Origin of the sequence: Pantoea sp. BR_17 (genome assembly GCF_041955125.1) — a bacterium.
Classification (GTDB): domain Bacteria; phylum Pseudomonadota; class Gammaproteobacteria; order Enterobacterales; family Enterobacteriaceae; genus Pantoea; species Pantoea stewartii.
The window spans coordinates 187235-210285 of the sequence record NZ_JAVAXT010000008.1 but is presented as its reverse complement, the minus strand read 5'-3'; the positions used below and the strand labels follow the sequence as shown (position 1 = coordinate 210285).

The 23051-nt window shown below is 54.8% G+C and carries 23 protein-coding genes; 12 read left to right on the top strand and 11 right to left on the bottom strand.

From position 1 onward, the window contains the following. Positions 1-161: 161 nt before the first annotated feature. The gene (locus RAC60_RS14355; RefSeq protein ID WP_375093941.1) at positions 162-668 is read left to right on the top strand and encodes a GNAT family N-acetyltransferase; all 507 of its coding nucleotides are present in this window, start codon (positions 162-164) and stop codon (positions 666-668) included. A 49-nt stretch (positions 669-717) separates the two neighbouring features. Here RAC60_RS14355 and RAC60_RS14350 read toward each other — a convergent pair whose 3' ends face one another. The 4 genes from RAC60_RS14350 to RAC60_RS14335 all read right to left on the bottom strand — a co-directional run bounded on the left by RAC60_RS14350 (position 718) and on the right by RAC60_RS14335 (position 3162). Then, complete coding sequence (locus RAC60_RS14350) at positions 718-1428, bottom strand: ArsR/SmtB family transcription factor (protein ID WP_375093940.1); 711 nt, start codon at positions 1426-1428, stop codon at positions 718-720. Between the two features lie 5 nt (positions 1429-1433). Beyond that, positions 1434-1817: an amino acid-binding protein gene (locus RAC60_RS14345; protein WP_375093939.1), complete on the bottom strand. Its 384-nt coding sequence runs from the start codon at positions 1815-1817 to the stop codon at positions 1434-1436. Further along, positions 1810-2133, bottom strand: a complete 324-nt coding sequence (locus RAC60_RS14340; protein WP_205953661.1) for an antibiotic biosynthesis monooxygenase — start codon at positions 2131-2133, stop codon at positions 1810-1812. Before RAC60_RS14340 ends, RAC60_RS14345 begins: the two co-directional genes overlap by 8 nt. Before the next feature lie 171 nt (positions 2134-2304). Continuing rightward, positions 2305-3162 (bottom strand): SDR family oxidoreductase, encoded by an 858-nt coding sequence (locus RAC60_RS14335; RefSeq protein WP_375093938.1) that lies wholly within the window; start codon positions 3160-3162, stop codon positions 2305-2307. Between the two features lie 103 nt (positions 3163-3265). Here RAC60_RS14335 and RAC60_RS14330 point away from each other — a divergent pair, with 103 nt between their 5' ends. The 8 genes from RAC60_RS14330 (at position 3266) to RAC60_RS14295 (ending at position 10065) form a co-directional block, all read left to right on the top strand. Continuing rightward, positions 3266-3649 carry a helix-turn-helix domain-containing protein gene (locus RAC60_RS14330; protein ID WP_033739707.1) on the top strand — a complete coding sequence of 128 codons (384 nt, stop codon included), beginning with the start codon at positions 3266-3268 and terminating at the stop codon, positions 3647-3649. Between the two features lie 769 nt (positions 3650-4418). Beyond that, positions 4419-5831, top strand: coding sequence for a cytochrome ubiquinol oxidase subunit I (locus RAC60_RS14325; RefSeq protein WP_033739705.1), 1413 nt, complete (start codon positions 4419-4421; stop codon positions 5829-5831). Position 5832: 1 nt separating this feature from the next. Then, positions 5833-6837: a cytochrome d ubiquinol oxidase subunit II gene (gene cydB / locus RAC60_RS14320; RefSeq protein ID WP_033739704.1), complete on the top strand. Its 1005-nt coding sequence runs from the start codon at positions 5833-5835 to the stop codon at positions 6835-6837. A 1-nt stretch (position 6838) separates the two neighbouring features. Beyond that, positions 6839-7006: a DUF2474 domain-containing protein gene (locus RAC60_RS14315; protein WP_006118277.1), complete on the top strand. Its 168-nt coding sequence runs from the start codon at positions 6839-6841 to the stop codon at positions 7004-7006. A gap of 223 nt (positions 7007-7229) precedes the next feature. Beyond that, complete coding sequence (locus RAC60_RS14310; RefSeq protein WP_006118278.1) at positions 7230-8096, top strand: helix-turn-helix domain-containing protein; 867 nt, start codon at positions 7230-7232, stop codon at positions 8094-8096. 166 nt (positions 8097-8262) lie between these two features. Further along, a complete protein-coding gene (locus RAC60_RS14305; RefSeq protein ID WP_006118279.1) occupies positions 8263-8457 on the top strand; it encodes a hypothetical protein in 195 nt (64 codons plus the stop codon). A 212-nt stretch (positions 8458-8669) separates the two neighbouring features. Next, positions 8670-9452: a siderophore-interacting protein gene (locus RAC60_RS14300; protein ID WP_375093937.1), complete on the top strand. Its 783-nt coding sequence runs from the start codon at positions 8670-8672 to the stop codon at positions 9450-9452. Positions 9453-9531: 79 nt separating this feature from the next. Continuing rightward, positions 9532-10065, top strand: coding sequence for a PadR family transcriptional regulator (locus tag RAC60_RS14295; RefSeq protein WP_054633183.1), 534 nt, complete (start codon positions 9532-9534; stop codon positions 10063-10065). A 16-nt stretch (positions 10066-10081) separates the two neighbouring features. On the opposite strand, the gene RAC60_RS14290 is transcribed toward RAC60_RS14295, so the two are convergent. Then, the gene (locus tag RAC60_RS14290; protein WP_006118282.1) at positions 10082-10375 is read right to left on the bottom strand and encodes a SelT/SelW/SelH family protein; all 294 of its coding nucleotides are present in this window, start codon (positions 10373-10375) and stop codon (positions 10082-10084) included. Positions 10376-10632: 257 nt separating this feature from the next. Between RAC60_RS14290 and RAC60_RS14285 the strand changes: the two genes are divergently transcribed. Next, positions 10633-11148, top strand: coding sequence for a CinA family protein (locus RAC60_RS14285; RefSeq protein ID WP_375093936.1), 516 nt, complete (start codon positions 10633-10635; stop codon positions 11146-11148). Here RAC60_RS14285 and RAC60_RS14280 read toward each other — a convergent pair. Further along, positions 11145-12128, bottom strand: coding sequence for an MDR family oxidoreductase (locus tag RAC60_RS14280; RefSeq protein ID WP_033739698.1), 984 nt, complete (start codon positions 12126-12128; stop codon positions 11145-11147). The two genes, RAC60_RS14285 and RAC60_RS14280, sit on opposite strands and share 4 nt — an antisense overlap. Before the next feature lie 581 nt (positions 12129-12709). On the opposite strand from RAC60_RS14280, the gene RAC60_RS14275 reads away from it, so the two are divergent. Then, positions 12710-14860 (top strand): ornithine decarboxylase, encoded by a 2151-nt coding sequence (locus RAC60_RS14275; RefSeq protein WP_375093935.1) that lies wholly within the window; start codon positions 12710-12712, stop codon positions 14858-14860. A 1366-nt stretch (positions 14861-16226) separates the two neighbouring features. Here RAC60_RS14275 and mltC read toward each other — a convergent pair. The 5 genes from mltC to RAC60_RS14250 form a co-directional block, all read right to left on the bottom strand. After that, positions 16227-17306: a membrane-bound lytic murein transglycosylase MltC gene (gene mltC / locus RAC60_RS14270; RefSeq protein ID WP_033739669.1), complete on the bottom strand. Its 1080-nt coding sequence runs from the start codon at positions 17304-17306 to the stop codon at positions 16227-16229. Between the two features lie 52 nt (positions 17307-17358). Beyond that, the gene (locus tag RAC60_RS14265) at positions 17359-17631 is read right to left on the bottom strand and encodes an oxidative damage protection protein (RefSeq protein ID WP_006120869.1); all 273 of its coding nucleotides are present in this window, start codon (positions 17629-17631) and stop codon (positions 17359-17361) included. Then, the gene (gene mutY, locus RAC60_RS14260; protein ID WP_033739690.1) at positions 17631-18716 is read right to left on the bottom strand and encodes an A/G-specific adenine glycosylase; all 1086 of its coding nucleotides are present in this window, start codon (positions 18714-18716) and stop codon (positions 17631-17633) included. Before mutY ends, RAC60_RS14265 begins: the two co-directional genes overlap by 1 nt. A 248-nt stretch (positions 18717-18964) precedes the next feature. Then, complete coding sequence (melB, locus tag RAC60_RS14255) at positions 18965-20377, bottom strand: melibiose:sodium transporter MelB (RefSeq protein ID WP_110268371.1); 1413 nt, start codon at positions 20375-20377, stop codon at positions 18965-18967. An 83-nt stretch (positions 20378-20460) separates the two neighbouring features. Then, positions 20461-21816, bottom strand: coding sequence for an alpha-glucosidase/alpha-galactosidase (locus RAC60_RS14250; protein WP_110268370.1), 1356 nt, complete (start codon positions 21814-21816; stop codon positions 20461-20463). 252 nt (positions 21817-22068) lie between these two features. On the opposite strand from RAC60_RS14250, the gene melR reads away from it, so the two are divergent. Beyond that, positions 22069-23004, top strand: a complete 936-nt coding sequence (melR, locus tag RAC60_RS14245; protein ID WP_006120865.1) for a transcriptional regulator MelR — start codon at positions 22069-22071, stop codon at positions 23002-23004. Positions 23005-23051: the final 47 nt, after the last annotated feature.

Sequence of the window (23051 nt, the reverse complement as noted above, 5' to 3'; positions counted from 1 at the left end):
TATGACGTAAATGCATTTCAGATGAATCTCTTACAGCACGCTTAATAAAATTTTGCCTGGGCCAAAAAGGGCTGTTTTTTCCCTGTGCGGCAGGAAAATGAAGCAAAAGTGGCATGATATAAGAAAATACCCTCTCGGGTGCCCTGTTAAGGAGAATGATCGTGCGTTCCTTTACTCTGCGACGACTCACCGACAGCGACAGTGTAGGCTATCGCGCCATTCGGCTGGACGGATTACAACGCCATCCTGAGGCGTTTGGCGCGGATTATGCGCGTGAGCGCTCTGAACCTGACGCGTTTTTTGCGGCTCTGCTGCAAAACAATACTGTGCTGGCCGGATTCGATCCCCAGGGCGAGATCGTGGGCGTGACGGGTTTACGCTTCCATCCCGGCCAGAAACAGCGGCACGTCGCCACGATTTGGGGAATGTATGTGCTGCCTGAGTGGCGGGGAAGCGGCCTGGCGAAGACGCTGCTCATGACCGCAATCGCGCAAGCCCGTGAATGCATCAGCATCCGGCTTGCCGTGAGCGCCACCAATGCAGCAGCAACGGCCCTGTACCGGTCTGCGGGATTTACGACTTACGGAACAGACGTCGCGGCGCTGTATGTCGACGGTGTGTTCCACGATACCGTGCTGATGCGGCTGGACTTAACGGCTATCGGCTGAGGCGCACTGCCAGCATGCCCGCGCGTGGTATAAGGCGAAAAGGAGGCTGTCAGCCGAGGCGGAGGTTAAATATGCGCGACAGCCCAGTTTGGCCGCGTGCGGTGACGCCAAGTTCCCGATAGCCGGGCGTCTGCTGTAGCCAGGCTTTTTGTATCATGAAGCGCAGCAAGGCTGCACCGGCCTCGCCACCAAGATGAAAGCGCCTCTCACTCCAGTCCAGGCAGGGGCAACAGGGCTTTCGTCGCGACGGCGAAGTCAGCTCGATGCCTGTTGCGGCAAAATGCGCCTTGCCCTCCATTGTGAGCGCCGTGCCATCCGACATCAGCCAGCCCGCTGACTGCATAGCATCATAGATACCGACGGCAATCTCACCGGCCAGATGGTCATAACAGGTGCGGGCTCGCCGGAGCCGGTCTGGCGTGGTTGTTTTCAGGACTGAACCGGGCCGGGTCGAAATGCCCATCAGGTTTTCCAGCAGGCCCGCCACCTCGTGGCTGGCCAGACGGTAATAACGATGCCGTCCCTGTACCACGCAGGTCAGCAACCCTGTCTCCGTCAGCTTATTCAGATGGCCGCTGGTGGTGGAGGGCGCAACGTCAGCGACCACGCTCAGCTCGGTCGCCGTCCAGGCCCGGCCATCCATCAGGGCACAGAGGATGTGCATGCGCGAGGTATCTGCCAGCGCAGCGGCCACCGTCGCCATGCTGAAGGTCAGAGAAGAGTGTGTGCTGTCATCACACCGGGCCGCCATGCGTGTCATTCTGCTCATCCTTTCCACTGGCGGGTCAGTGCTTCGGCCCGCCTGTCATCATCGGTAATCAGCACCAGCCAGTTGCTGTGATCGCTGTACTGCGCGCGAATATTAATGCCATTTTGCGCCAGGCACTGCGCAATTTCACCCAGTTCACCTGGCCGCTGCTGAGGGAGTTTTCGGCGCAGTGGCCTTCGGACGTCCCTGACATCGAAACCGGCATCCACTAACACCTGCCGGGCGCGCGGGCCATCCTCCACCAGAAAATGAGCGTGACTTTCCTTGCCCGTTGAAAAGACGCCGCCGCCTTCCAGGTCGATGCCATGCTGCCCAAGCAGTGTTCCAAACGCGGCCAGCGACCCCGGTTCGTTCCTGAAGACCACATAAAGATTAAACATGCCGGGTGTTCTCCTCTGGACCAGCATAATCACGCATAACCTTCGCAACGCGCAGGCGGTAATGGCTGAAAATTGTGTTCTGGCCTTCCCGCTGTGCCGACTGATGCAGGCTGTTTCCCCGCCAGTGACGCACCGCCCGTTCATCTTCCCACCACGACAGGGACAATATCTTGCCAGGCTCGCTCAAACTCTGAAAGCGCTCAATCGCGATAAATCCCGGTATCCTGTCCAGTTCGGGCCGAAGTTCGGCCGCCAGTTCAATGTAACGCTGTTGCGCTGCCGGTAAGGCCTCTGCTTCAAAAAGTACGGCAATCATTTCTCTCTCCCTTAAGTCAGCCTGCAGACAGCGTACCCGATGCAAAAGCGGTTACTTCGGTGTGCACCGAATCGTGGCTGATGGAGCAACAGAAAGGGGAGAAAGGGAGTGAGAGAGGATAATCGCTGCGGTTAACCGGCAGGGCTTAACCGCAGCGTAAGCGTGAGTGCGTTATCCCTTTGTCAGCGCCGCGCGGATCACCTCGGCATAAGGCGTGGTGGGGCGACCAAGCAGTTGGCTCAGTGTGCGGGACGCATCGAACAGACCGCCCTGAGCGGCACCCGCATCGGAATCTGCCAGAAGCTCTGCCAGCGGGGCCGGCAAGCCTGCGCTTTTCAGTGCGGCGGCAAAATCTGCCTGTGGCAGATTGACGTAATCCACCTTTTCGCCGCTCTGCGCGGCGATTTCAGCCGCAAACTCCGCCAGCGTATAGCTGTCATCGCCGGCCAGCTCGTACACCTTGCCCGCCTGGCCGTCACGCACCATAACTTCCGCTGCCGCGTCGGCATAATCCCGACGCGCCGCAGAAGCGATACGGCCCTGTTCTGCCGCGCCGAGAAACGCCTGGTGCGCCAGGGCAGGGGCGATGCTCGCCGCGTAGTTTTCGGTGTACCAGCCGTTGCGAAGCAGGGCATAAGGGACGCCAGACGCTGCCAGCAGGGCTTCGGTAGCCCGATGCTCAGCGCCCAGCGACAGCGGAGACTTATCCGCATGGAGGAGGCTGGTATAGGCGATAAATTTCACGCCTGCGGCTTTAGCGGCATCAATAACTGCACGGTGCTGCGCTTCACGCTGGCCCACTTCACTGCCGGAAATCAGCAGGAGTTTGTCGACCCCTTGCAGGGCGGCCGTTAAGGTTTCTGGGCGGTTGTAATCCGCCTCACGAACGTGAACACCACGGGCGGCGATGTCACTCGCTTTCGCCGGCGTGCGTACGGCGGCAACCAGCGTATCTGCGGCTACTTTTTTCAGTAATGCGTCGATAACTAAACGGCCCAGTTGGCCTGTTGCTCCAGTCACTGCGATCATCACATAGCTCCTTTAAGAGGACAGTTGGTCAACAGCAGCCTATGCGATATGCTAACTTTTCGTAAGTACTTACAGAATTGTTAGGATGAAGGGTTTTGTTTAAATGACTGATAAATTAAGCGAAAAATTTATGCGCGGCGAATTGCTGAATGTTAACTGCCCGTCGCGCGATGTGTTAAAGCGCATTACCAGTCGCTGGAGCGTATTAATTTTACTGGCGCTGAAAAATGACACGCTGCGTTTTAGCGAACTCCGGCGTGCAGTCGGCGGCGTCAGCGAACGTATGCTGTCGCAGAGCCTGCGCTATATGGAGGAAGACGGCTTTGTTGAGCGCATCGCTTACGATGTTGTGCCGCCGCATGTTGAATACCGACTGACACCGCTGGGTCTGGAAGTAGGGGAGCAGGTGGTAGGACTGGCCGACTGGCTGGAGATGAATGTAGAACGCATCCTCGCCCACCGGGAGAAACAGTCCGCCGACGCGTAAGACCGTTCATAAGACGGGACCGAAGCGCGCAGAGAAACACTCCCCTCGGCCACCGTAAAAAAATGCCTGTCCGACATAACAGATTCATTCTGCGTCGGGCGGTCTTAATTACTCACAGCATTTCTTTAACATCCTTTTTACCAGGCGACTTTTTCCTGAGGTTTCTGGCTGCGTTAATTATTGCGCGCGATAAAGATGTGATGAGTTATTTACATATTGCATATGATTTTTAACATGCCTGACCGGTTGAGCTTCGTTTTCCTGCCCGGAAATAGCGAAGCCAGAGTGCGAAAAACCGGACGTATTCTAAAAAAAAGCATCATAAAGCGCAGATAAGATAAATATCCTGCTAACAATATAATAAAACACGTGATTCCCCTGTCAGAACGGTACTTTTCTCTGTTTAACGAAGCGCGGAAATGGCGAATGATGCTTAAAAACAGCGAGTTGCGTTATTTTTTAGCGGTAATCTCGTTTGGCCGTTACGGCTCCGTGCAGGGTCTGTTTTAATAACAATAATGTCACATTGCCCCTTTGAAATTAACGTTTTGCTTATCCGTCCTAAATAAGAAAACTTTCAACAAAAAAATGATCTTAATCAAAAAATACTGTTATAGTTTTTACTTATCTGATTGTCTCTGTTTTACCAGGACGAAGCATCTTACATTCGTCATGGCATTTTTCCATGCAATGGAATGACATGCTTTGTGTATAAGTCGTTAATTATAAGTAACTATATGTGGTGCTCTATGTGGCAAAGAGGTAAGCAATGTTTGGATTAGATGCCTTTCATCTCGCCAGGATCCAGTTCGGTTTTACTGTTTCCTTCCATATTATCTTTCCAGCCATCACCATCGGTCTGGCCAGCTTTCTTGCTGTGCTGGAGGGAATGTGGCTCAAAACACGTAATCAAACCTACCGCGATCTCTATCATTTCTGGTCGAAAATTTTTGCGGTGAATTTCGGCATGGGCGTGGTTTCCGGGCTGGTCATGGCGTATCAGTTTGGGACCAACTGGAGTGGTTTCTCCCAGTTTGCCGGCAGTATCACGGGTCCCTTGTTGACCTATGAAGTGTTAACGGCTTTCTTCCTTGAAGCGGGCTTTTTAGGTGTGATGTTATTTGGCTGGAACCGCGTCGGCCCCGGGCTGCACTACTTTGCGACCTGCATGGTGGCACTGGGAACGTTGATTTCCACCTTCTGGATCCTGTCTTCTAACAGCTGGATGCAAACACCGCAGGGCTATCTCATTCAGAATGGCATCGTGGTGCCAGAAAACTGGTTTAAAATTGTCTTTAACCCGTCCTTTCCTTATCGCCTGTTACATATGTCCGTGGCGGCATTTTTGGCCAGTGCGTTCTTTGTCGGATCGTCGGCGGCCTGGCATCTGCTTAAAGGAAATGACAATCCTGCCATCCGTAAAATGTTCTCAATGGCGTTGTGGATGGCGCTGATTGTCGCCCCTGTGCAGGCCATGATTGGTGACGCGCATGGACTGAACACGCTGGAGCATCAACCTGCAAAAATTGCGGCCATCGAAGGCCACTGGGAAAACCCACCCGGTGAAGCCACGCCATTAATACTGTTTGGTTTACCGGATATGGAAGAGGAACGTACTAAATATGCGCTCGAAATCCCGTATCTGGGCAGCCTTATCCTGACGCACAGTCTGGATAAACAGGTCCCGGCGCTGAAATCTTTCCCGAAAGAGGACCGTCCTAACTCCACCATCATTTTCTGGTCATTCCGCGTCATGGTGGCAATGGGACTGTTAATGATCACCCTTGGCGTAGTCAGCCTGTGGCTGCGTTACAAAGGACGCCTGTACCAGTCGCGTCCGTTCCTGTGGTTTGCTTTGCTCATGGGACCCTCCGGCCTGATCGCGATTTTAGCAGGCTGGTTTACTACCGAAATCGGTCGTCAGCCCTGGGTAGTTTATGGCGTTCAGCGAACGATTGATGCGGTATCTCCCCATGGCGAAATGCACATGAGTATCAGCCTGCTCGCCTTTATTCTGGTTTACTCCTCCGTCTTCGGTGTGGGTTATCACTATATGATGCGCTTGATTAAAAAAGGGCCGGTCACCGGCGAAGGCGATACCGTGGAAACAGGTGGCCCCGGACAAATCAAAACGCCAGCGCGCCCGCTCTCTGCGGCCACTCACCATCATGAGGAGCGTTGAGATGATTGATTTTTCTGTTATCTGGTTCGCGATTATCGTTTTTGCTGTCCTGATGTATATCGTCATGGACGGTTTCGACCTGGGCATCGGCCTGCTGTTTCCTTTTAACAAAGACGCAGGCGAGCGCGACATGATGGTCAACACCGTTGCGCCTGTCTGGGACGGCAACGAAACCTGGTTAGTGCTGGGCGGCGCAGGACTGTATGGCGCTTTCCCGCTGGCCTATGCGGTAATAGCCGATGCGCTTTCCGTGCCGTTAACCGCCATGCTGATTGGGCTGATTTTCCGTGGCGTCGCCTTTGAGTTCCGCTTCAAGGCTGTCGAGCACCATCGGGCCTTCTGGGACAAGTCGTTTATTGCCGGTTCACTCCTCGCAACCTTTAGCCAGGGCGTTGCCGTCGGCGCGATGCTGGATGGCATTCCTGTCGAAGGCCGCAGCTTTGCAGGCTCGACGATGGACTGGCTGGCCCCGTTCCCGCTGTTCTGCGGCGTCGGGCTGGTTGTGGCATATGCGCTGCTGGGCTGCACCTGGCTTATCATGAAAACCGAACATGAACTGCACCGTAAAATGTCAGCCCTGGCGACACCGCTGTTGATTGCGCTGTTGTTAATTATTGGCATCATCAGTATCTGGACACCGTTCACGCATCAGAACATTGCACATCGCTGGTTCACCACGCCAAATCTGTTCTTATTCCTGCCGGTGCCTGTACTGGTGCTGCTGTGTGCATGGGGACTGCGCCGCGCAATCAAGCGCGAGGCGCATTATTCGCCTTTCCTGCTGACGCTGGCCCTGATCTTCCTGGGCTTCTCGGGTCTGGGTATCAGTATCTGGCCGAATATTATTCCGCCCTCGGTATCCATCTGGGACGCCGCGTCCCCGCCACAGAGCCAGGCCTTTATGCTGGTAGGTAGCTTACTGATCATTCCAATGATTCTGGGATATACCTTCTGGAGCTACTACGTGTTCCGTGGAAAAATCAAAGCAGACGAAGGATACCATTGATATGCAGACCCAGGTCAGCAGCAAAGAACGTCAGAATGAAACCCGGTCACCGTGGTGGAAACGCGTGCTGTGGCTGGTGGTCATCTACAGTGCCAGCGTGCTGGCACTCGGTGTGGTCGCGACGCTGTTCAGAATGATGATGACCGCCGCAGGCATGCGTAGCCACTGAGTCCTCCGAACGAGGCAGTGCATTCCTGACTGCCTCCGTTGTTCCCCTCGTCCTTCCATAAGCCAGCCTGTGTGCTGGCTTTTTAAAGTAGTAACCCAGGCAATTAATGCGCTTTTTGCCGCTATCCGGCCCTGGCTGGCCCATGAGCCATGACATCCTGCAACGCTTTTTGTTACTATTTTATTACAAATCTTTCCCTCTTTTTTCTTTTCACGTTTTTAAAATGCTAAGTCAAACCATAAAAAAACAGCATATAAATGATTTAGTCGACTGGATTGAAGCCAACCTGACCAACGACATTTCCATCGATCTGATTACGCTCAAATCGGGCTATTCCAAATGGCATATGCAACGTCTGTTCAAAGAGATGACCGGACAAACGCTGGCGGCCTATACGCGCAAGCGCCGCTTAACCCTTGCCGCTATGGCGTTACGACTGACGCGCATGCCGTTAATTGATATCGCCGTCCGTTTCGGGTTTGAAAATCAGCAAAACTTCAACCGCGTGTTTAAAAATCACTTCTCTGTTACGCCGGGCGGTTTTCGCCGTCTTAACGTGCTGCCTGTCCGGTATTTTCACGGCCGTATTGCCCAGCGCGAGCCGGTCATGCCGGTATCGCTTTACCGGCGCGAAGAGGAGTTGCTCCTGCAGGGCGATACGCTGGAATGGGAATGCCCGTATGGCGACTATATTCGCGACCGGCATCAGCGTATGGCCGGCCTGGTACGCCATTTTGTCCGTACGCAGCAGGGCGACGCGCAAGGATGGCTGGGATTTCAGTATGGCCCCGGCAACGCGTCCGTCGATCAACAGCACATCAGCCTGTTTCGTGGCGTCGCGCTGGCAAACACGGATGCCGGGCCAGGCGATCTTCAATGCCGCACGGTGCCTGCGGGGCTTTACGCCCGCCTGGCATGGCGTGGCTCACCGGAAGAACTGACGCGTTTCATCGCGGATATTTACTACCTTTATCTGCCGCAGCTGAATGTGGCCTGCCGGCCGGGAATGGATTTGCTCTGTCTGGATTTAACCCGATGCACAGCCGACAACATTGAAGGGGTGTTCTCTATTCCTGTCACGCAGGGATAATGCACATTATGTGCGTCATTGTGTGATAAAGCGCACGATTTTATAAGCAGGCTGGCAGGCAAGGCGTAAAATCCTTACCGAAGCGCTGAGCGCAGCTACGCATACTGTATTTCCTTCTCAGCGCTGGATATTCACCTGCTTTTTACGCCTGAACAGGCAAAATACCATGACCAAAATAACGCAAATAGCCGCCTTTTTTCTGACTGTCGCGCTGTGTGCCGCTCCCGGCCTGGCGACTGCACAACTCACCGATCCCGGCAATGTTCGCACAGGATTACATCCCGGCAGTCAGGCCGGCCACAGCGAGATACTCGGTGACAGCTCGCTGCCGCAAAACAGCGGACAAAATCAGGCGCAGTAACCGCCCGATAACCGACAGTCCTCCTTTAAAAGGCGCGTAAGCGCCTTTTTGCTTTTCAGCGATAAAAGGCCGACAGATGTGCCTGCACGTACTGCCGGACCGCATTTTTAGTCATTGTTCTTAAAATATATCATAGCTATTCTCTCCGACTGACATGAGAATGATTGTTGTTTACTAAGGTTGCGTGCAACCCTGTTTTTCGGAGAGCCACTGTGCCTGCATCTTCTTCCCGCCGTTTACCTGAACGTATCCGTAACGCGCTCCGCTTTCGCTGTATTTACGTTGCCACCAAAACCAAAGTGGCTGACCGGTTTTGGCGCATCGTGTTTACGGGCGACGACCTGAAAGGATTTAATTCGCCCGGTTTTGATGATCACATCAAAGTCTTTTTCCCACCCACCGCTGACACGACGCTGCAACTGCCGACGATGGACGATGACGGCATTCACTGGAAAGACGGCTTGCGGCCGGCTGCGCGTGACTACACGCCGTTTGACTTTGATGGTGAATCTTCGCTGACAATCGATTTTTACCTGCATGAAAGCGGTGTCGCCAGCGACTGGGCCGCGCAGGCACAGACCGGCGACAGCCTGATTATCGGTGGACCTCGCGGTTCTCTGCTGGTCCCAACGGATTATGCTTTCCAGCTTTATGTCTGTGATGAAACTGGTCTGCCTGCGTTTCAGCGCCGCAGCCGCAGCATTGAAGCCGAAACCCTGCACCTGTTTGCCTTCACCGATGAAAAAACGGGGCGTGACTACTTAGCGGACACCGGCAAGGCAAATGTGGCCTGGCTCGGTAGCCAGCAGATGACGCAGGCGGCTTTGCCAGCCCTGACGGCGGCGCTGGATAAGATAGCGATACCGTCGCATGACGCTTTTATCTGGCTAACGGGAGAAGGGCGCGTCGTTAAACAGCTCGCTGACTACTTCACAACGCAACGCGGCGTGGATGCTGATCTTGTGCGTGCGGTTGCTTACTGGCATCACAAGTGAGTGACCTGCCGTTGATTGAATTTTACCTGGTGGCCCTCTACCATCAGGCTCTTTCTCCTTAAACAGGCAGAGGCGACAGATGGATTCGGCCCATTCAGAACAGGATAACCGCAGCCAGTCTGCGCGGCCTTGCGCAGCGCGGCGGAAGCGCCGGGAAAAGATGCTTGATGCGGGTGAAATGCGCCTGTTGATGCTGCACTTTATCGCTCAGCGCGCCTCGCACGGTTACGAGCTGATTAAATGCGTTGAAGAACTGTCGAAAGGGGAATATTCCCCCAGCCCGGGTATCATTTATCCCAACCTGACCTTGCTTGAGGAAATGGAGGCCATTGAGATTGTCGATCCTCAGGCGGCGAGAAAGGCTTATGTAGTGACCGCAACGGGTCAGGCGATGTTAGAGGCCGAAGCCCAGCCATTGTCGCGTTTGATTACGCGCCTTTCCTCGCTGGCTGTATTAGTCAACAACCGCAGTATTCCCGAGATAGAACAGGCCATCTTTCAGTTTAAAAACGCTTTAAATGGCCGTCTGGCACAGCAGGACATCACGGACGAAACACGGCATAAGATTGTGGCTGCGCTGAACGCAGCCGCTGAGCAAATCAGCCGCAGTTAACGCCGGATCGTGCCCGTCAGCTTCCGTCAGTTTTGTTTTTGTCGATGTGTCCCAGTGAACGTTCCGGAAAGCAGATATCTCTGACACGCTGCTTGAGCACCTGAGCATCGGGAAAGCCGCCGTCACGTTTACGTTCCCACACCAGATGGTCATCTACCGTTACTTCAAATATGCCGCCGCTGCCGGGGCGAAGCGTGACGCTGGCCAGGTCCTGAGCAAAAGTGTGCAGCAATTCCTGTGCCATCCAGGCTGAGCGCAGCAACCAGTTACACTGGGTACAGTAGTGGATCACAACGACAGGTTTTTGCATATTCTTTTCTCCTTTTCCTGAATAAGGGCTGTCAGCGATGTTACGCAATGGCAGACAGGCTACATGAAACATCTACAGGCTGACCGGGACAAACCGGTTCGCGTTGCCAGCCGAAACGGCAGAGAACGATGGGCGACGTGTTAGCCGAAACGGCACAGGCCATTTTCCCGTTTACGCTGATAAAACATCAGATTAGCCGCATCAGATTACTGAGTTTCAGCCATACTTTACCTGTGACAGAAAACAAAGGAAAACTCATGACCATGAAACTCAGTCAGGCTGCTGAACAACTGGGTCAGCAGCTTTTATCCTCTGGTTTGCGTCTGGCAACCGCAGAGTCCTGCACGGCGGGATTGATCAGTATTACGCTGGCGGCGGTCGAAAACAGCGGTGATTTTTTTACCAGCGGCTTCGTCACCTACAGCGAAAGCGCCAAAGTGCGTCTGCTTGGCGTTAACCCGCAAACGCTGGAAAATCACACTGCAGTCAGCAGAGAAACCGTGTGTGAAATGGCGCTGGGGGCGCGTGAACGGTCCGGCGAACTGGTGAGTCTGGCGATAAGCGGCTATGCCGGACCGGACGGCGGCGAAGATGGTACGCCTGCAGGCACTATCTGGGTAGGATGGACATTGCCTGATGGCAAAGTCGTTGCCCGTTGTCAGCACTTTTCTGGCGACCCCAAAGCCGTCATGGAGCAGGGCGCGAGCTGGGCACTGCAGGGGCTAAGCGCGTTACTGATGCAGCAGAATGCGCCGCCCCATAAAGACCGTTAGCGGCAGTCCACCACCAGGCGGCCGCGAACCTTGCCTTCAAGCAGATCCCGCGCGCCCTGACTGGCTTCGCTCAGTGGGATGACCGTGATCATCTGAGACAGTTGCGCATCATTCATCAACTGTCCGAGCCGTTGCCAGGCCTGCTGGCGAAGCGGTTTAGGGCACATCACGCTGTCCACGCCCGCCAACGTCACGCCGCGTAAAATAAAAGGCGCGACGCTGGTGGGCAGATCCAGCCCCTGAGCCATGCCACAGGCGGCGACAACGCCATCGCGCTGCGTGCCCGCCAGAACGTTACTCAGCGTATGGCTGCCCACGCTGTCGATAGCCGCGGCCCAGCGCTCTTTGCCCAAAGGTTTGCCCGGCTGAGACAGTTCAGCACGATCCATAATCCTTTTCGCGCCCAGCGTGTTGATCAGCCAGTTTTCATCGCTGGCGCGGCCGCTGGAGGCGATCACCTCGTAGCCGAGTTTTGCCAGCAGGCTGACGCTAAAGCTGCCCACGCCACCGCTGGCACCGGTGACCAGCACGGGGCCGCGATCGGGCGTAACGCCCTGTTTTTCTAAAGCCAGCACGCACAGCATGGCGGTAAAACCGGCGGTGCCAATGGCCATCGTATTCAGTGGCGATAAGCCGTCTGGCACGGGCACTAACCAGTCGCCTACGACACAGGCTTTTTGCGCCAGGCCGCCCCAGTGTTTTTCTCCCACGCCCCAGCCGGTCAAAATAGCGGTGTCGTCCTGCTTCCAGTCGGAATGCTGGCTGGCGACTACGCGACCGACGAAATCAATCCCCGGCACCATGGGAAATTCACGGACAATCGGGCCTTTATTACAGATGGCCAGCGCATCTTTGTAGTTCAGGGTGGAATAGTGCACGTCGAGCGTGACATCCTGGTGGGGCAACTGTGTTTCGGAGAGTTCTTTTAACTCGGTACGGTAACCTTGTTCGTCATTTTCAATGACCAGTGCCTTAAACATACAGCCTCCGTCAGGCGTAAGAATCATCAGGCAAGTTTACGCCCGACAGCCTGAGAGGGCCAGGTACTGGCCCGACAAGTACCCCGCTCTGAGGCATTATCAAACATCCCGGTGGCGGGGCGGCAATGTCCGGACATGGCATAATTTTGCATTGATTACAGAAGCTTAGTCGCTTAAAGATATTGCAACTGAATGATATGTATTGTTTTTTATTTTAAAGTTATTGACCTGATATTTAACGTTGTCGGGTTGTCCCTGTCAGTAAAAAATGACATTATTGCCGCCACATTTTTCCCCGCCGCCATCCCAGACAGAGGACGCTATCATGTCCGGATCAATGCGTTTTTGCACTTGTTCCCACTCGCCAGACCTGGCGCGTGACCTGTTTTCCGCCGTCATACCGGTTACACAAATTTCCGTCACTATGCGGTGACGCCAGCCTGGTCGTTGCTGTTGGACATGAGTAAGGACTACTCTTTACTGATGTCTATCGGTTTGGCCCGTCAGATATCATTCGCCGGGGAAATTTCCCTATTGCCGTGCCTCAGGCACCCACTCCCTGACTGTTAGGGATTTGTGTTATGACACCACTTAAAATTGCTGCCAGCGCCGCCGTTGCGCCAAGTCTGTCCCTGAATACTGCGCGCGACGTGGTCACGCTGGATAATACTGATTTTACCGATGTGGCGGCTGTGGTCGTCTCGCTTGCGGATACACGCAGTGGCGTGCTGACCTTATTGCGGCATACCGGTTTTAACTTACCGGTGTTTGTTGCCAATGCCTTTGAAGAAGAGGTTATGCATCTGCCCGGCGTGACGGGTGAGTTGAACGGTGAACCGCAGGACTGGGCGGCACTGGAAACGGCGGCGCAGGCGTATGAAGCTGAGTTGCTGCCCCCGTTCTTTGAAACGCTGACCCGCTATGTCGATATGCAAAACAGTACATTTGCCTGCCCCGGTCATCAGGGCGGTGCCTTTTTTAAAAAGCATCCGGCAGGTAAGCAATTTTATGATTTTTATGGCGAAAACGTTTTTCGCTCAGACATGTGTAACGCTGACGTCAAGCTGGGCGATCTGCTGATCCATGAGGGATCGGCTAAGCATGCACAGAAGTTTGCTGCCAAAGTTTTTAATGCCGATAAAACCTACTTTGTGTTGAACGGCACCTCAAGCGCCAACAAAGTGGTCACGAATGCCTTGCTGACGCGCGGCGATTTAGTGCTGTTTGACCGCAACAACCACAAGTCCAACCACCATGGGGCGCTGATTCAGGCTGGCGCAACGCCCGTTTATCTCGAAGCGGCCCGTAATCCGTTTGGCTTCATTGGGGGCATTGACGCGCACTGTTTTGATGAGGATTATCTGCGTGCTCAGATCGCCAACGTGGCCCCTGAGCGTGCGCAGGAAGCACGTCCTTTCCGCCTGGCGATTATCCAGTTAGGCACCTATGACGGCACGGTGTACAACGCGCGTCAGGTGGTGGATCGCATAGGTCATCTGTGTGACTACATCCTGTTTGACTCCGCCTGGCTGGGCTACGAACAGTTTATTCCGCTGATGGAAGGCTGCTCACCGCTGACGCTGTCGTTAAACGAAAACGATCCCGGCATTTTTGTGACGCAGTCGGTACACAAGCAGCTTGCGGGCTTTTCACAGACCTCGCAGATTCATAAAAAAGACAACCATATCCGCGGTCAGAAGCGTTTCTGCCCGCATAAGCGATTGAATAACGCCTTTATGCTGCACGCCTCTACCAGCCCGTTTTATCCGCTGTTTGCCGCACTGGATATTAACGCCAAAATGCACCAGGGCGAGGCGGGACGTCGCATGTGGGACGAGTGCGTCATGCTTGGCATTGAGGCGCGCAAGGCAATCTTTGAGCGCTGCGATATGATCCTGCCTTTTGTTCCTGAAACGGTGAACGGCAAACGCTGGCAGGATGCGCCCACAGAGGAGATCGCGCGGGATCTGCACTATTTCAGCTTCGAACCCAACGCCAAATGGCACGGTTTTGCAGGATACGATCGCGATCAGTACCGCGTCGATCCCTGCAAACTGCTGCTGACCACGCCGGGCATTGACGCGGCAAGCGGCGAATATGCTGACTTTGGGATTCCGGCGACGATCCTGGCCAACTACCTGCGTGAAAACGGCATCGTGCCGGAAAAATGTGACCTTAACTCCATCCTGTTTCTGCTTACGCCAGCGGAAAGCCCGGAGAAAATGGCCAACCTGGTCGCCATGCTGGCGCAGTTTGAGCAGCATGTAAAAGACGACACGTTGCTGGCTGAAGTCCTGCCCACGCTTTACCGTAAGAACGCCAAACGCTACGCCGGTTACACGTTGCGCCGCCTGTGCCAGGAGATGCATGACCTGTACGTGAGCTTCAATGTGAAAGATCTGCAACGTCTCATGTTCCGTGAGCAGGGCTTACCTCAGGTCAAAGTGAATCCACAGGACGCACATCAGGCTTATATTCGCGGTGATGTGGAGCTGGTGCCGATTGCGTCAGCAGAAGGGCGCATCGCCGCGGAAGGCGCGCTGCCTTATCCGCCTGGCGTACTCTGTGTTGTTCCCGGTGAAGCCTGGGGTGGGGCGGTACAGCGTTATTTTCTTGCGCTGGAAGCAGGCATCAACCAGCTCCCGGGTTTTTCACCCGAGCTACAGGGCGTTTACACCGAGGAAGATGCCGAGGGACGTAAGTACCTGGTGGCGAACATGATGCAGGGGTAAGTGCTGGGTGGCTGTTTGCACAGCCTGGCTGGAATCAGGGGCCATGGCTGGCCCTGAGATGGTTTGAGTCGCTGGCAGCTTATGAAACGCTGAGAGGGTTTCGCTCGCCAGACGGCCTGGAGTTTCAGTCTGCCCTGTGCGGGCGACCGACAAGGGGCCGCCAGCCGCCGCGGCCCCTTGACCCCGGCTCCTGTCCTGCCCAATTCCCCCGCTCTAAGATTTGCGCCTGTTCAGGCGTTTTTATTGCTTTGGATACAGATAGTGAGTTGCAGTGATGCTTGCGCGAGCAGGCGTTGAGAAGGTTTGAGTCGCTGACAGCTTATGAAACACTGAGAGGGTTTCGCTCGCCAGACGGCCTGGAGTTTCAGCCAGCCCGGTGCGGGCGACCGACAAGGGGCCGCCAGCCGCCGCGGCCCCTTGACCCCGGGCTCCCGTCCTGCCCACCCGCCGCTTCGCGGTGCCTTCGCTGCTTCAGGATTTCTGCGGACCGCCAGGACGCGCCATCCGTGGCGCGGCCCGGCTCTCGCCGACGTCCTGTCGGCTCATCCGGAAATCCCTCATCCGCTCAGCGGGTGGGAAGGCCGCCCCAAACCCCCGCTTCACTGTCTTTGTTAAAGCCACTTCCGGTGTCGCTGTAGGTAATCGCAAAACCTGCTCTTGTAGGTTCTGAAGCACTCCCCGTTTATCAAGTCTGCTCTTTTTAAGCCTCACTGAACACATTCAAACAGACAACACCCGCTTTTTTTAAAAAACCAGGACTGGCAGGCGGGGGGTTTTCTGCCGGCATCCGGCGCGCTGAGGAGAGAACGGAGGCCAGGGCGGCGCGGCAGGGATGCCGCGACGAGAACGGCTGCGCCAGGGAGGGCGCATCCGGACGGCCCGTGAGGCCGGAGTGAGAGACGAAGGAACAGCGACGGCTGACGGCCGCCGGGATTGTTAAGGGGCTGGCGCGAGCCCCTTAACACGTCCGCCTGCACGGGCAGGCTGAAACTCCAGGCCGCCTGGCGGGCGGAACCCGCTCAGAGCAACCCGCAGCCCCACCACCTGGTGAGCGGAACCCGCCCAGAGCAACCCGCAGCCCCACCACCTGGTGAGCAGAACCCGCTCAGAGCAACCCGTAGCTCCCGCCACCAGGCGGGCGGAACCCGCTCAGAGCAACCCGCAGCCCCCGCCACCTGGTGAGCAGAACCCGCTCAGAGCAACCCGCAGCCCCGCCACCAGGCGGGCGGAACCCGCTCAGAGCAGCCCGCAGGCCCCGCCACCTGGCGGGCGGAACCCGCTCAGAGCAACCCGCAGCCCACGCCACCTGGTGAGCAGAACCCGCTCAGAGCAACCCGCAGCACCTGCTGAGCGGAACCCCGCCAAATCAATACCTGTGATAACTCCGCTGCGCCGAACTCACCTTATACAAATACCGCCGCGATTCCGCCGACGGATGCTGCTTCGACAGCGTCTGATAAACCTGACCCGGCGACATACTGTTAATAATGGTAAAGGCACGATCTTTATCGCTGGAGAACACGCGCAGTACACTACCGGCGCCGCCGTTATAGGCGGTGATAACCGCATAGCGGCGTGAAACCGGATCCTGAATACCGGCCAGATAGTTGCTCTGCAGCAACGACAGATAGGCAGTACCGGCATCAATGTTGTTCTCGGGATCCAGCAGATAGCTGCGGCTCGGTTTGCCCCATTTGCCCTTCATGCGGAATACATCCACACCGGCGGTATGCTGCACTACCTGCATCAGGCCGAGCGCATCAGAATGGCTGACTGCGTAGGGGTTAAAGCTGGATTCGGTCTGCATAATAGCCAGAATCAGAGACGCATCTACACCGTACTCTTCGGCGGCTTTACGCACCATAGGCAGATATTTATGCGCACGCTTATCTAGATGGTTTGGCACCATCGGAATCGTGACCGAGTAGATCACATGCAGGCCGGACGTACGGCGTTGCAGTTTATTGGCAATCAAGTAGTCAGCAAAGGCCTGAGCACGTCCCTGCCAGCGAATCGCCTGACCGGTGTTATCCAGCACCTGTCCGTACAACAACGGCTCTTTACTGATCTGAATGTCGTTAGCATCAGAGTAGAGATCGACATTTCCCGGATCGTCGCCGATCAGTAACGTAGTCACGATCGCCTGACGCAGACTGGCGGCAGGATCGGTACCGGAAATGGTCTCAATGGTGATGTTCCCGCTTTCAAAGTTGATGTGGCTGCGGGTGTAATAATTGTCGGTGTATTTAACGTAGTCTTTCGGTCCGGCGATCAGGACCTCATTGATACCCCAGATGTTCTCAATGTTATGGGCGAATTGCCCCATCAGAATGTCAAATCCGTTGGTATCTTTGACCCATTCCTCTGAATATTCCGGATGTTTTTTACCGGAGCAGGACACCAAAAGGGGGGCAATCACCAGCAGGGCTATCAGCTTTTTATTCATCTAAAATACGTGCCTGACCTGGAAAACGGCCTCAACACGGAGGCCAATAAAGTTATGCTTCGGGTGGCGTGTAGCCTTCAATATGAACGTCTTTACCTTCGAACAGGAAATTGATCATTTCCTTTTCCAGCACTTTGCGATCGTCGGGATTCATCATATTGAGTTTTTTCTCGTTGATCAGCATCGTCTGCTTAGCCATCCATTGCTGCCAGGCTTCTTTCGAGATTTCATTGTAAATGCGTTTTCCCAGATCGCCAGGGTAGAGCTGAAAATCCTGCCCTTCAGCGTCGCGTTGTAAAAAAGTACAAAAAATGGTGCGGCTCATTACTCTTCCTCATTAATCTCACCGTCGCCCACAGGCAACGGCTGGGGATGGCGCAGTTCGTGTAAAAGACGCTCTACAGGTGCGGCTAATCCCACAGATGGCGGCAGCGTTAAGTTATACCAGAGACCGCCAGCTTCATCCATTAATGCCCCGGCAGAAGGCCATGACAGCCACATGGGAACGATATCCAGATGAAAATGGCTGAAGGTGTGACGAAATGCCGTAAGCTGCTGCGGTTTGGCATGGATGCCGCGCGTCGACAGCCAGGCGTTCAGATCGTCTTCACTGGTGAACTGCGGGAAGCAGAATAAACCGCCCCATAAACCCACCGGCGGACGCTGTTCAAGCCAGACATTGTCGCCGTTTTGCATCATCAAAAACCAGCCGCTGCGTTCAGGCAACGTCTGCTTAGGTTTTTTGCCAGGATAGTTTGCCCAGCTGTTCGTCGCGCGGGCTTCGCAACCATCGCTGAGCGGGCAGATTTCACATTTCGGGCGCGAGCGGGTGCAAACCATGGCGCCCAGATCCATCATGGCCTGGTTAAACTGACTGACGCCCTCGGCTGGCGTCACGTCTTCACTAATTTGCCACAGCCGTTTTTCAACATCCTTCCTGCCCGGCCAGCCAGCCACTGCGTAACAGCGAGCCAAAACCCGTTTCACGTTACCGTCCAGAATCGGGAAGTGCAGGCCCAGCGATAGCGATAAGATCGCACCCGCTGTCGAGCGGCCTACGCCGGGCAGCGCGGCGACGTCATCGTAGTTGCGCGGGAACTCGCCGCCGTGCACCTCAACCACCTGTTTGGCGGCTTTGTGCAGGTTACGCGCACGCGCGTAGTAACCCAGACCGGTCCAGAGATGCAGCACTTCGTCCAGCGGCGCGGCGGCCAGATCGCTGACGGTCGGAAAGCGCGCCATAAAGCGCTCAAAATAGGGGATAACGGTGGCGACCTGGGTTTGCTGTAACATCACTTCAGACAGCCACACCTTATAAGGTGTTTTCTCCAACTGCCACGGCAGGGTTTTGCGGCCAAAGCGTTGATACCAGTCCAGCACCTGTTGCGCGAACTGCGGGGCTTGCATCATAAAGGGGATATTTCCGTGATTACGCGACATTCAGGCGGGAATTCCAGCATAAGCGCCACTGAGAGTAAACCTGAAGATTGCAAAGGCCTGTTTCTTTCTGGTGGCCACTGAGGCCCGGTTGTCAGATAAGGCCGGTTACACACAAGAAGGCGATGGAAATGTTGCTGATAAAACACGGGTTGTTTCTCGTTTTCGGGCATAGCCGAAAGTCAGACTTAAAACAGAAGCCCCGGGTCGGGGCTTCGCGTTTAAATTTTTATCTCTTTGGTTGCTGCGATCGGCACCGCTTCCTTTTCCGGTGGCTTACGGTATTTATCCAGCAGGCGGATGTGAATTTTCCGTAGCATATCGCCGTTCAGTGTATAGAAACGGAAATAGAGCAGCAGCGTCAGGGCAAAAAAGACAGCGGGCAGCACGATCATAATAAACTGCATGCCAGCAAGGGTTTCCTGCGACTGGTTGATGTTGGGCAGATAGCCAATCATGCCCAGCACGACAGCGATAAAGAAAGCCGCCAGCGCAGAGCCGCCTTTAACGACCATGGTTTGCACCGAATAGGCAATGCTTTCACAGCGCACATGCAGTTTGTATTCGCCGTAATCTACGGTATCCGCCACCATAATTACCTGAAGCACCCAGAAAAGCGCCGTTCCGGTATTGAATAAAATCCCGGCAATAACGATTAAGGATGTCGCGTGACTGCCTGCTAATGCCATAGCGAACAGCACACCGCCGCTCAGAATCGGCAGGGCAGACGCCGCCGCCCATAGTATCCGGCGTGACAGCAGATTCACTAATTTGGGGAACAGAACCAGTGTTGCCAGGTTCGCCGCGCCAGCATAGGAGAGGTAGTAAGGGAAGAGACTGGCATCGCCGATCACATAGGTAAAATAGTAAATCGCAAAACCGGTAATGATATTCGCCGCAATGTTATAGGCCAGCGCCATACCGAGCAGGCAGGCAAGCTGATCGTTGCGGTAGATAAGGCCGACGATCGCGCTCAGTCCCATCCGGCCGCCGTCCTGAGTCTGCGCGCCGTCTGATGAATAAACCTCATGAACATTACGCAGCGTGATGAGGGTTGCCGCGATGAAAAACACGATCAGGAGCAGGGTAAACATCTGAAAGCCAAAGCCGCGATCGTCGCCCCCGATATAACTGACAAACGGTAGCGCAATGCCGGCCGTGACAAAGGAGGCGAGGCTGGCAAAAAAGCGTGGCCAGGGCACCAGCTCTTCGCGCTCACGTTTGTCCAGCGTAATGGTCGGTACCAGTGACCAGAACGGAATATCCATTATGGTATAGGTCATTCCCCACAGAATGTAGGTGACCCAGACAAAAACCAGCTGTGTCGTCCCTTCAAACAGGTGAGCGCTAAATAACGCGAACAGCACCAGCGAGTTTGTCAGCGTGCCAGTTAAAATCCAGGGTTTAAATTTCCCCCAGCGAGAACGTGTAATGGTAACGATCCATCCCATAATGGGATCGTTAATCGCATCCCAGATCCGGGCGACTAAAAACAACGTGCCGACCATGCCAACCGATAATCCCACCACGTCGGTGTAGTAATACATCAGGTAGAGGTAAACAATGCCAATCGCGAAGTCTTTTCCAAACGCACCACATCCGTAACTGAGTTTTGTCGTTATCGAAATGCTCATCGGTTGCCGGGTCGCTGTTGCCAGCGCCCGCTCACTGTTATGACGTAGAATCGCGGCCGGACATAGCATCCGGCGACAAAGAATTAACGATGAAGCCAGGCGGGCAGCCAACTGCCGTGCTCAGTGATGAGTTCGTCCACCAGTGCATAGATCTCATCAAGGCTTAATACCGCTGCCGTATGCGGATCCAGCATGGCGGCGTGATAAACCCGATCGCGGTTTTCAGTCAGAATGGCTTCGGTCAGCAGTGTCTGCACATTGATATTGGTTTGCATCATGGCGGCCAGATGTGACGGAATCGTGCCGACTTTGGTGGGCTGAATCCCATTGGCATCGACCAGACAAGCGACTTCCACGCAGCATCCCTGCGGCAGATTATCGATCAGGCTATCATTACGCACGTTGCCATAAATGACCGCCGGTTCGCCGGTCCAGATAGCGTTCATAATCGTGCTGGCGTACTCACGTGAGGGTTTGCTTTCAATACGTTCGGCGCGACGGTAACGTGCCAGTTCTGCTCGCCATTCCGCCAGTTGTTCTTCACAACGTTTGGGATATTCATCCAGCGGAATCTGATACCGTTCAATAAGATCTTCGCGGCCTGGTTTGATAAACCACGGCGTATATTCTGCGAAGTGCTCTGAGGATTCGGTGACGAAATAGCCCAGCTTTTTGAACATTTCATAGCGCACAATGTTGGGACAGCGCGTATTGCCGTGCAGGTTGGGCTTCGGCACCTGGCCAGCGTTCCAGGCCGCCAGCAGGTCGGGATAGAGATCAACGTAACTGCCGTCAGCGGTTTTACGCTCCAGCGTCAGATAAAACGCCATATGATTAATCCCGGCGCAGCGGTAACGCAGATCGGCAGGATTTAAATTCAGATCGTTGGCCAGTTCCTCCGCCGTTCCCTGTACCGAGTGGCACAGCCCAACCTGTTTGATATGGGGATAGCGCGCATACATTGCCCAGGTGTTCATCGCCATGGGGTTGACGTAATTAAGCAGGGTGGCATGCGGGCAGACTTCCGTCATGTCTTCGCAAATCTGCCACAGATGCGGGATGGTGCGCAGGGCGCGCATAATGCCGCCGGGGCCCAGCGTATCGGCTATGGTCTGCTCCAGACCATAGCGTTTACAGACCTCAAAATCGGTGACGGTACAGGGCTGATAGCCGCCTATCTGAAAGGCGACCACGACAAAATCCGCATCCGCTAAGGCCGCTTTCTGCTCGCTGTGGCAGGTAATCTGGCCAGCCGCGCCCGCGGAATCCATAAGTTTACTGACGACGGTATAGGATTCTTCAAGCCGGGTTGCATCAATATCCATCAGGGCAATATGGGCCGATTTTAGCGCATCGCGATGGAAGACATCGCCAAGGATATTCTTGACGAAGATAGTGGAACCCGCGCCAATAAAGGTAATTTTGGGTGCAGACATCAGAACGCTCCATGACAGGGTGGGATAATCTCATGGTGGCACGCTGTGCGGGCGAAAACTTCCGTCTTATCGGATGAGCATTCCCAAAAACTCAGATCAGATGCTGGCAACGAACAGATCTGAGTTTTTGGGATAAATTAACGTAAAAAGAAGAGTATCTGGTCTGAAAGAGCGCTTAGTATAGGGAATCCAATGCTGTTTATGGCCGTCTCCGCGGGCATGCTGGGCGGGGTTCTGATAATTCAGGAGAGAATCATGACGACATTACAGCCCGTTGCCACGCTGCCGCCCGATCCGCATATGTGCAGCAGTGACGAAAAGCAAACCCGCAGCCCGCTGTCGCTCTATTCCGAATATCAACGTATGGATATCGAACTGCGTCGGCCGCTGGCGATGAGCAGCTGTCACTGGCATGGGCAGGTTGAGGTCAATGTGCCGTTCGACGGGGACGTGGAATATTTAATCAATAATGAAGTCGTACAGATTAAGCAGGGCTATATCACGCTGTTTTGGGCCTGTACACCGCACCAGCTTACCCGGCCCGGTAACTGCCAGAACATGGCTATCCTTAATCTGCCGATGCATCTGTTTCTGTCATGGCCGCTCGACCGGGAACTCATCAATCATGTCACACATGGCATGGTGATTAAGTCTGTGGCAAAACAGCAGCTCAGCGCCTTTGAAGTGCAGCGCTGGCAGCAGGAACTGAACAGCCCGGATGAACAGATTCGCCAGCTTGCTGTGGATGAAATTGGCCTGATGCTTAAACGCTTTAGTCTGTCAGGGTGGCAGCCTGTGCTGGTGAACAAAACGTCGCGGACACACAAAAACAGCGTGTCGCGCCATGCGCAGTTTTATGTCAGCCAGATGCTGAGCTATATTGCCGACAATTATGACCAGGCTCTGACAATCAATGACGTCGCAGAGCACGTCAAGCTTAATGCAAACTATGCCATGGGTATCTTTCAACGCGTCATGCAGCTTACGCTAAAACAGTATATTACCGCGATGCGCATTAACCACGTCCGGGCGCTGCTGAGCGATACCGATATTACCGTGCTGGATGTGGCGCTGACGGCCGGCTTCCGTTCCAGTAGTCGCTTTTACAGCACCTTTGCCAGGTATGTCGGCATGTCGCCACAACAGTACCGCAAGCTCAGTCAGCAACGGCGACAGACCATGACGTTATAATTCTGTTTCCGGCCAGCAGCCTCCCAGGCAATTTTCTTGCATTACTC

Excerpts from the sequence above, each read along its gene's own strand:
- RAC60_RS14330 (WP_033739707.1), top strand. The coding sequence starts at position 3,266 with ATGACTGATAAATTAAGCGAAAAATTTATGCGCGGCGAATTGCTGAAT.
- RAC60_RS14350 (WP_375093940.1), bottom strand. The coding sequence starts at position 1,428 with ATGACACGCATGGCGGCCCGGTGTGATGACAGCACACACTCTTCTCTG.
- mutY (WP_033739690.1), bottom strand. The coding sequence starts at position 18,716 with ATGATGCAAGCCCCGCAGTTCGCGCAACAGGTGCTGGACTGGTATCAA.
- RAC60_RS14275 (WP_375093935.1), top strand. The coding sequence starts at position 12,710 with ATGACACCACTTAAAATTGCTGCCAGCGCCGCCGTTGCGCCAAGTCTG.
- RAC60_RS14340 (WP_205953661.1), bottom strand. The coding sequence starts at position 2,133 with ATGATTGCCGTACTTTTTGAAGCAGAGGCCTTACCGGCAGCGCAACAG.
- RAC60_RS14295 (WP_054633183.1), top strand. The coding sequence starts at position 9,532 with ATGGATTCGGCCCATTCAGAACAGGATAACCGCAGCCAGTCTGCGCGG.
- melB (WP_110268371.1), bottom strand. The coding sequence starts at position 20,377 with ATGAGCATTTCGATAACGACAAAACTCAGTTACGGATGTGGTGCGTTT.
- RAC60_RS14305 (WP_006118279.1), top strand. The coding sequence starts at position 8,263 with ATGACCAAAATAACGCAAATAGCCGCCTTTTTTCTGACTGTCGCGCTG.
- cydB (WP_033739704.1), top strand. The coding sequence starts at position 5,833 with ATGATTGATTTTTCTGTTATCTGGTTCGCGATTATCGTTTTTGCTGTC.
- RAC60_RS14335 (WP_375093938.1), bottom strand. The coding sequence starts at position 3,162 with ATGATCGCAGTGACTGGAGCAACAGGCCAACTGGGCCGTTTAGTTATC.
- RAC60_RS14315 (WP_006118277.1), top strand. The coding sequence starts at position 6,839 with ATGCAGACCCAGGTCAGCAGCAAAGAACGTCAGAATGAAACCCGGTCA.
- RAC60_RS14290 (WP_006118282.1), bottom strand. The coding sequence starts at position 10,375 with ATGCAAAAACCTGTCGTTGTGATCCACTACTGTACCCAGTGTAACTGG.
- RAC60_RS14325 (WP_033739705.1), top strand. The coding sequence starts at position 4,419 with ATGTTTGGATTAGATGCCTTTCATCTCGCCAGGATCCAGTTCGGTTTT.
- RAC60_RS14345 (WP_375093939.1), bottom strand. The coding sequence starts at position 1,817 with ATGTTTAATCTTTATGTGGTCTTCAGGAACGAACCGGGGTCGCTGGCC.
- RAC60_RS14280 (WP_033739698.1), bottom strand. The coding sequence starts at position 12,128 with ATGTTTAAGGCACTGGTCATTGAAAATGACGAACAAGGTTACCGTACC.
- mltC (WP_033739669.1), bottom strand. The coding sequence starts at position 17,306 with ATGAATAAAAAGCTGATAGCCCTGCTGGTGATTGCCCCCCTTTTGGTG.
- RAC60_RS14310 (WP_006118278.1), top strand. The coding sequence starts at position 7,230 with ATGCTAAGTCAAACCATAAAAAAACAGCATATAAATGATTTAGTCGAC.
- melR (WP_006120865.1), top strand. The coding sequence starts at position 22,069 with ATGACGACATTACAGCCCGTTGCCACGCTGCCGCCCGATCCGCATATG.
- RAC60_RS14285 (WP_375093936.1), top strand. The coding sequence starts at position 10,633 with ATGACCATGAAACTCAGTCAGGCTGCTGAACAACTGGGTCAGCAGCTT.
- RAC60_RS14265 (WP_006120869.1), bottom strand. The coding sequence starts at position 17,631 with ATGAGCCGCACCATTTTTTGTACTTTTTTACAACGCGACGCTGAAGGG.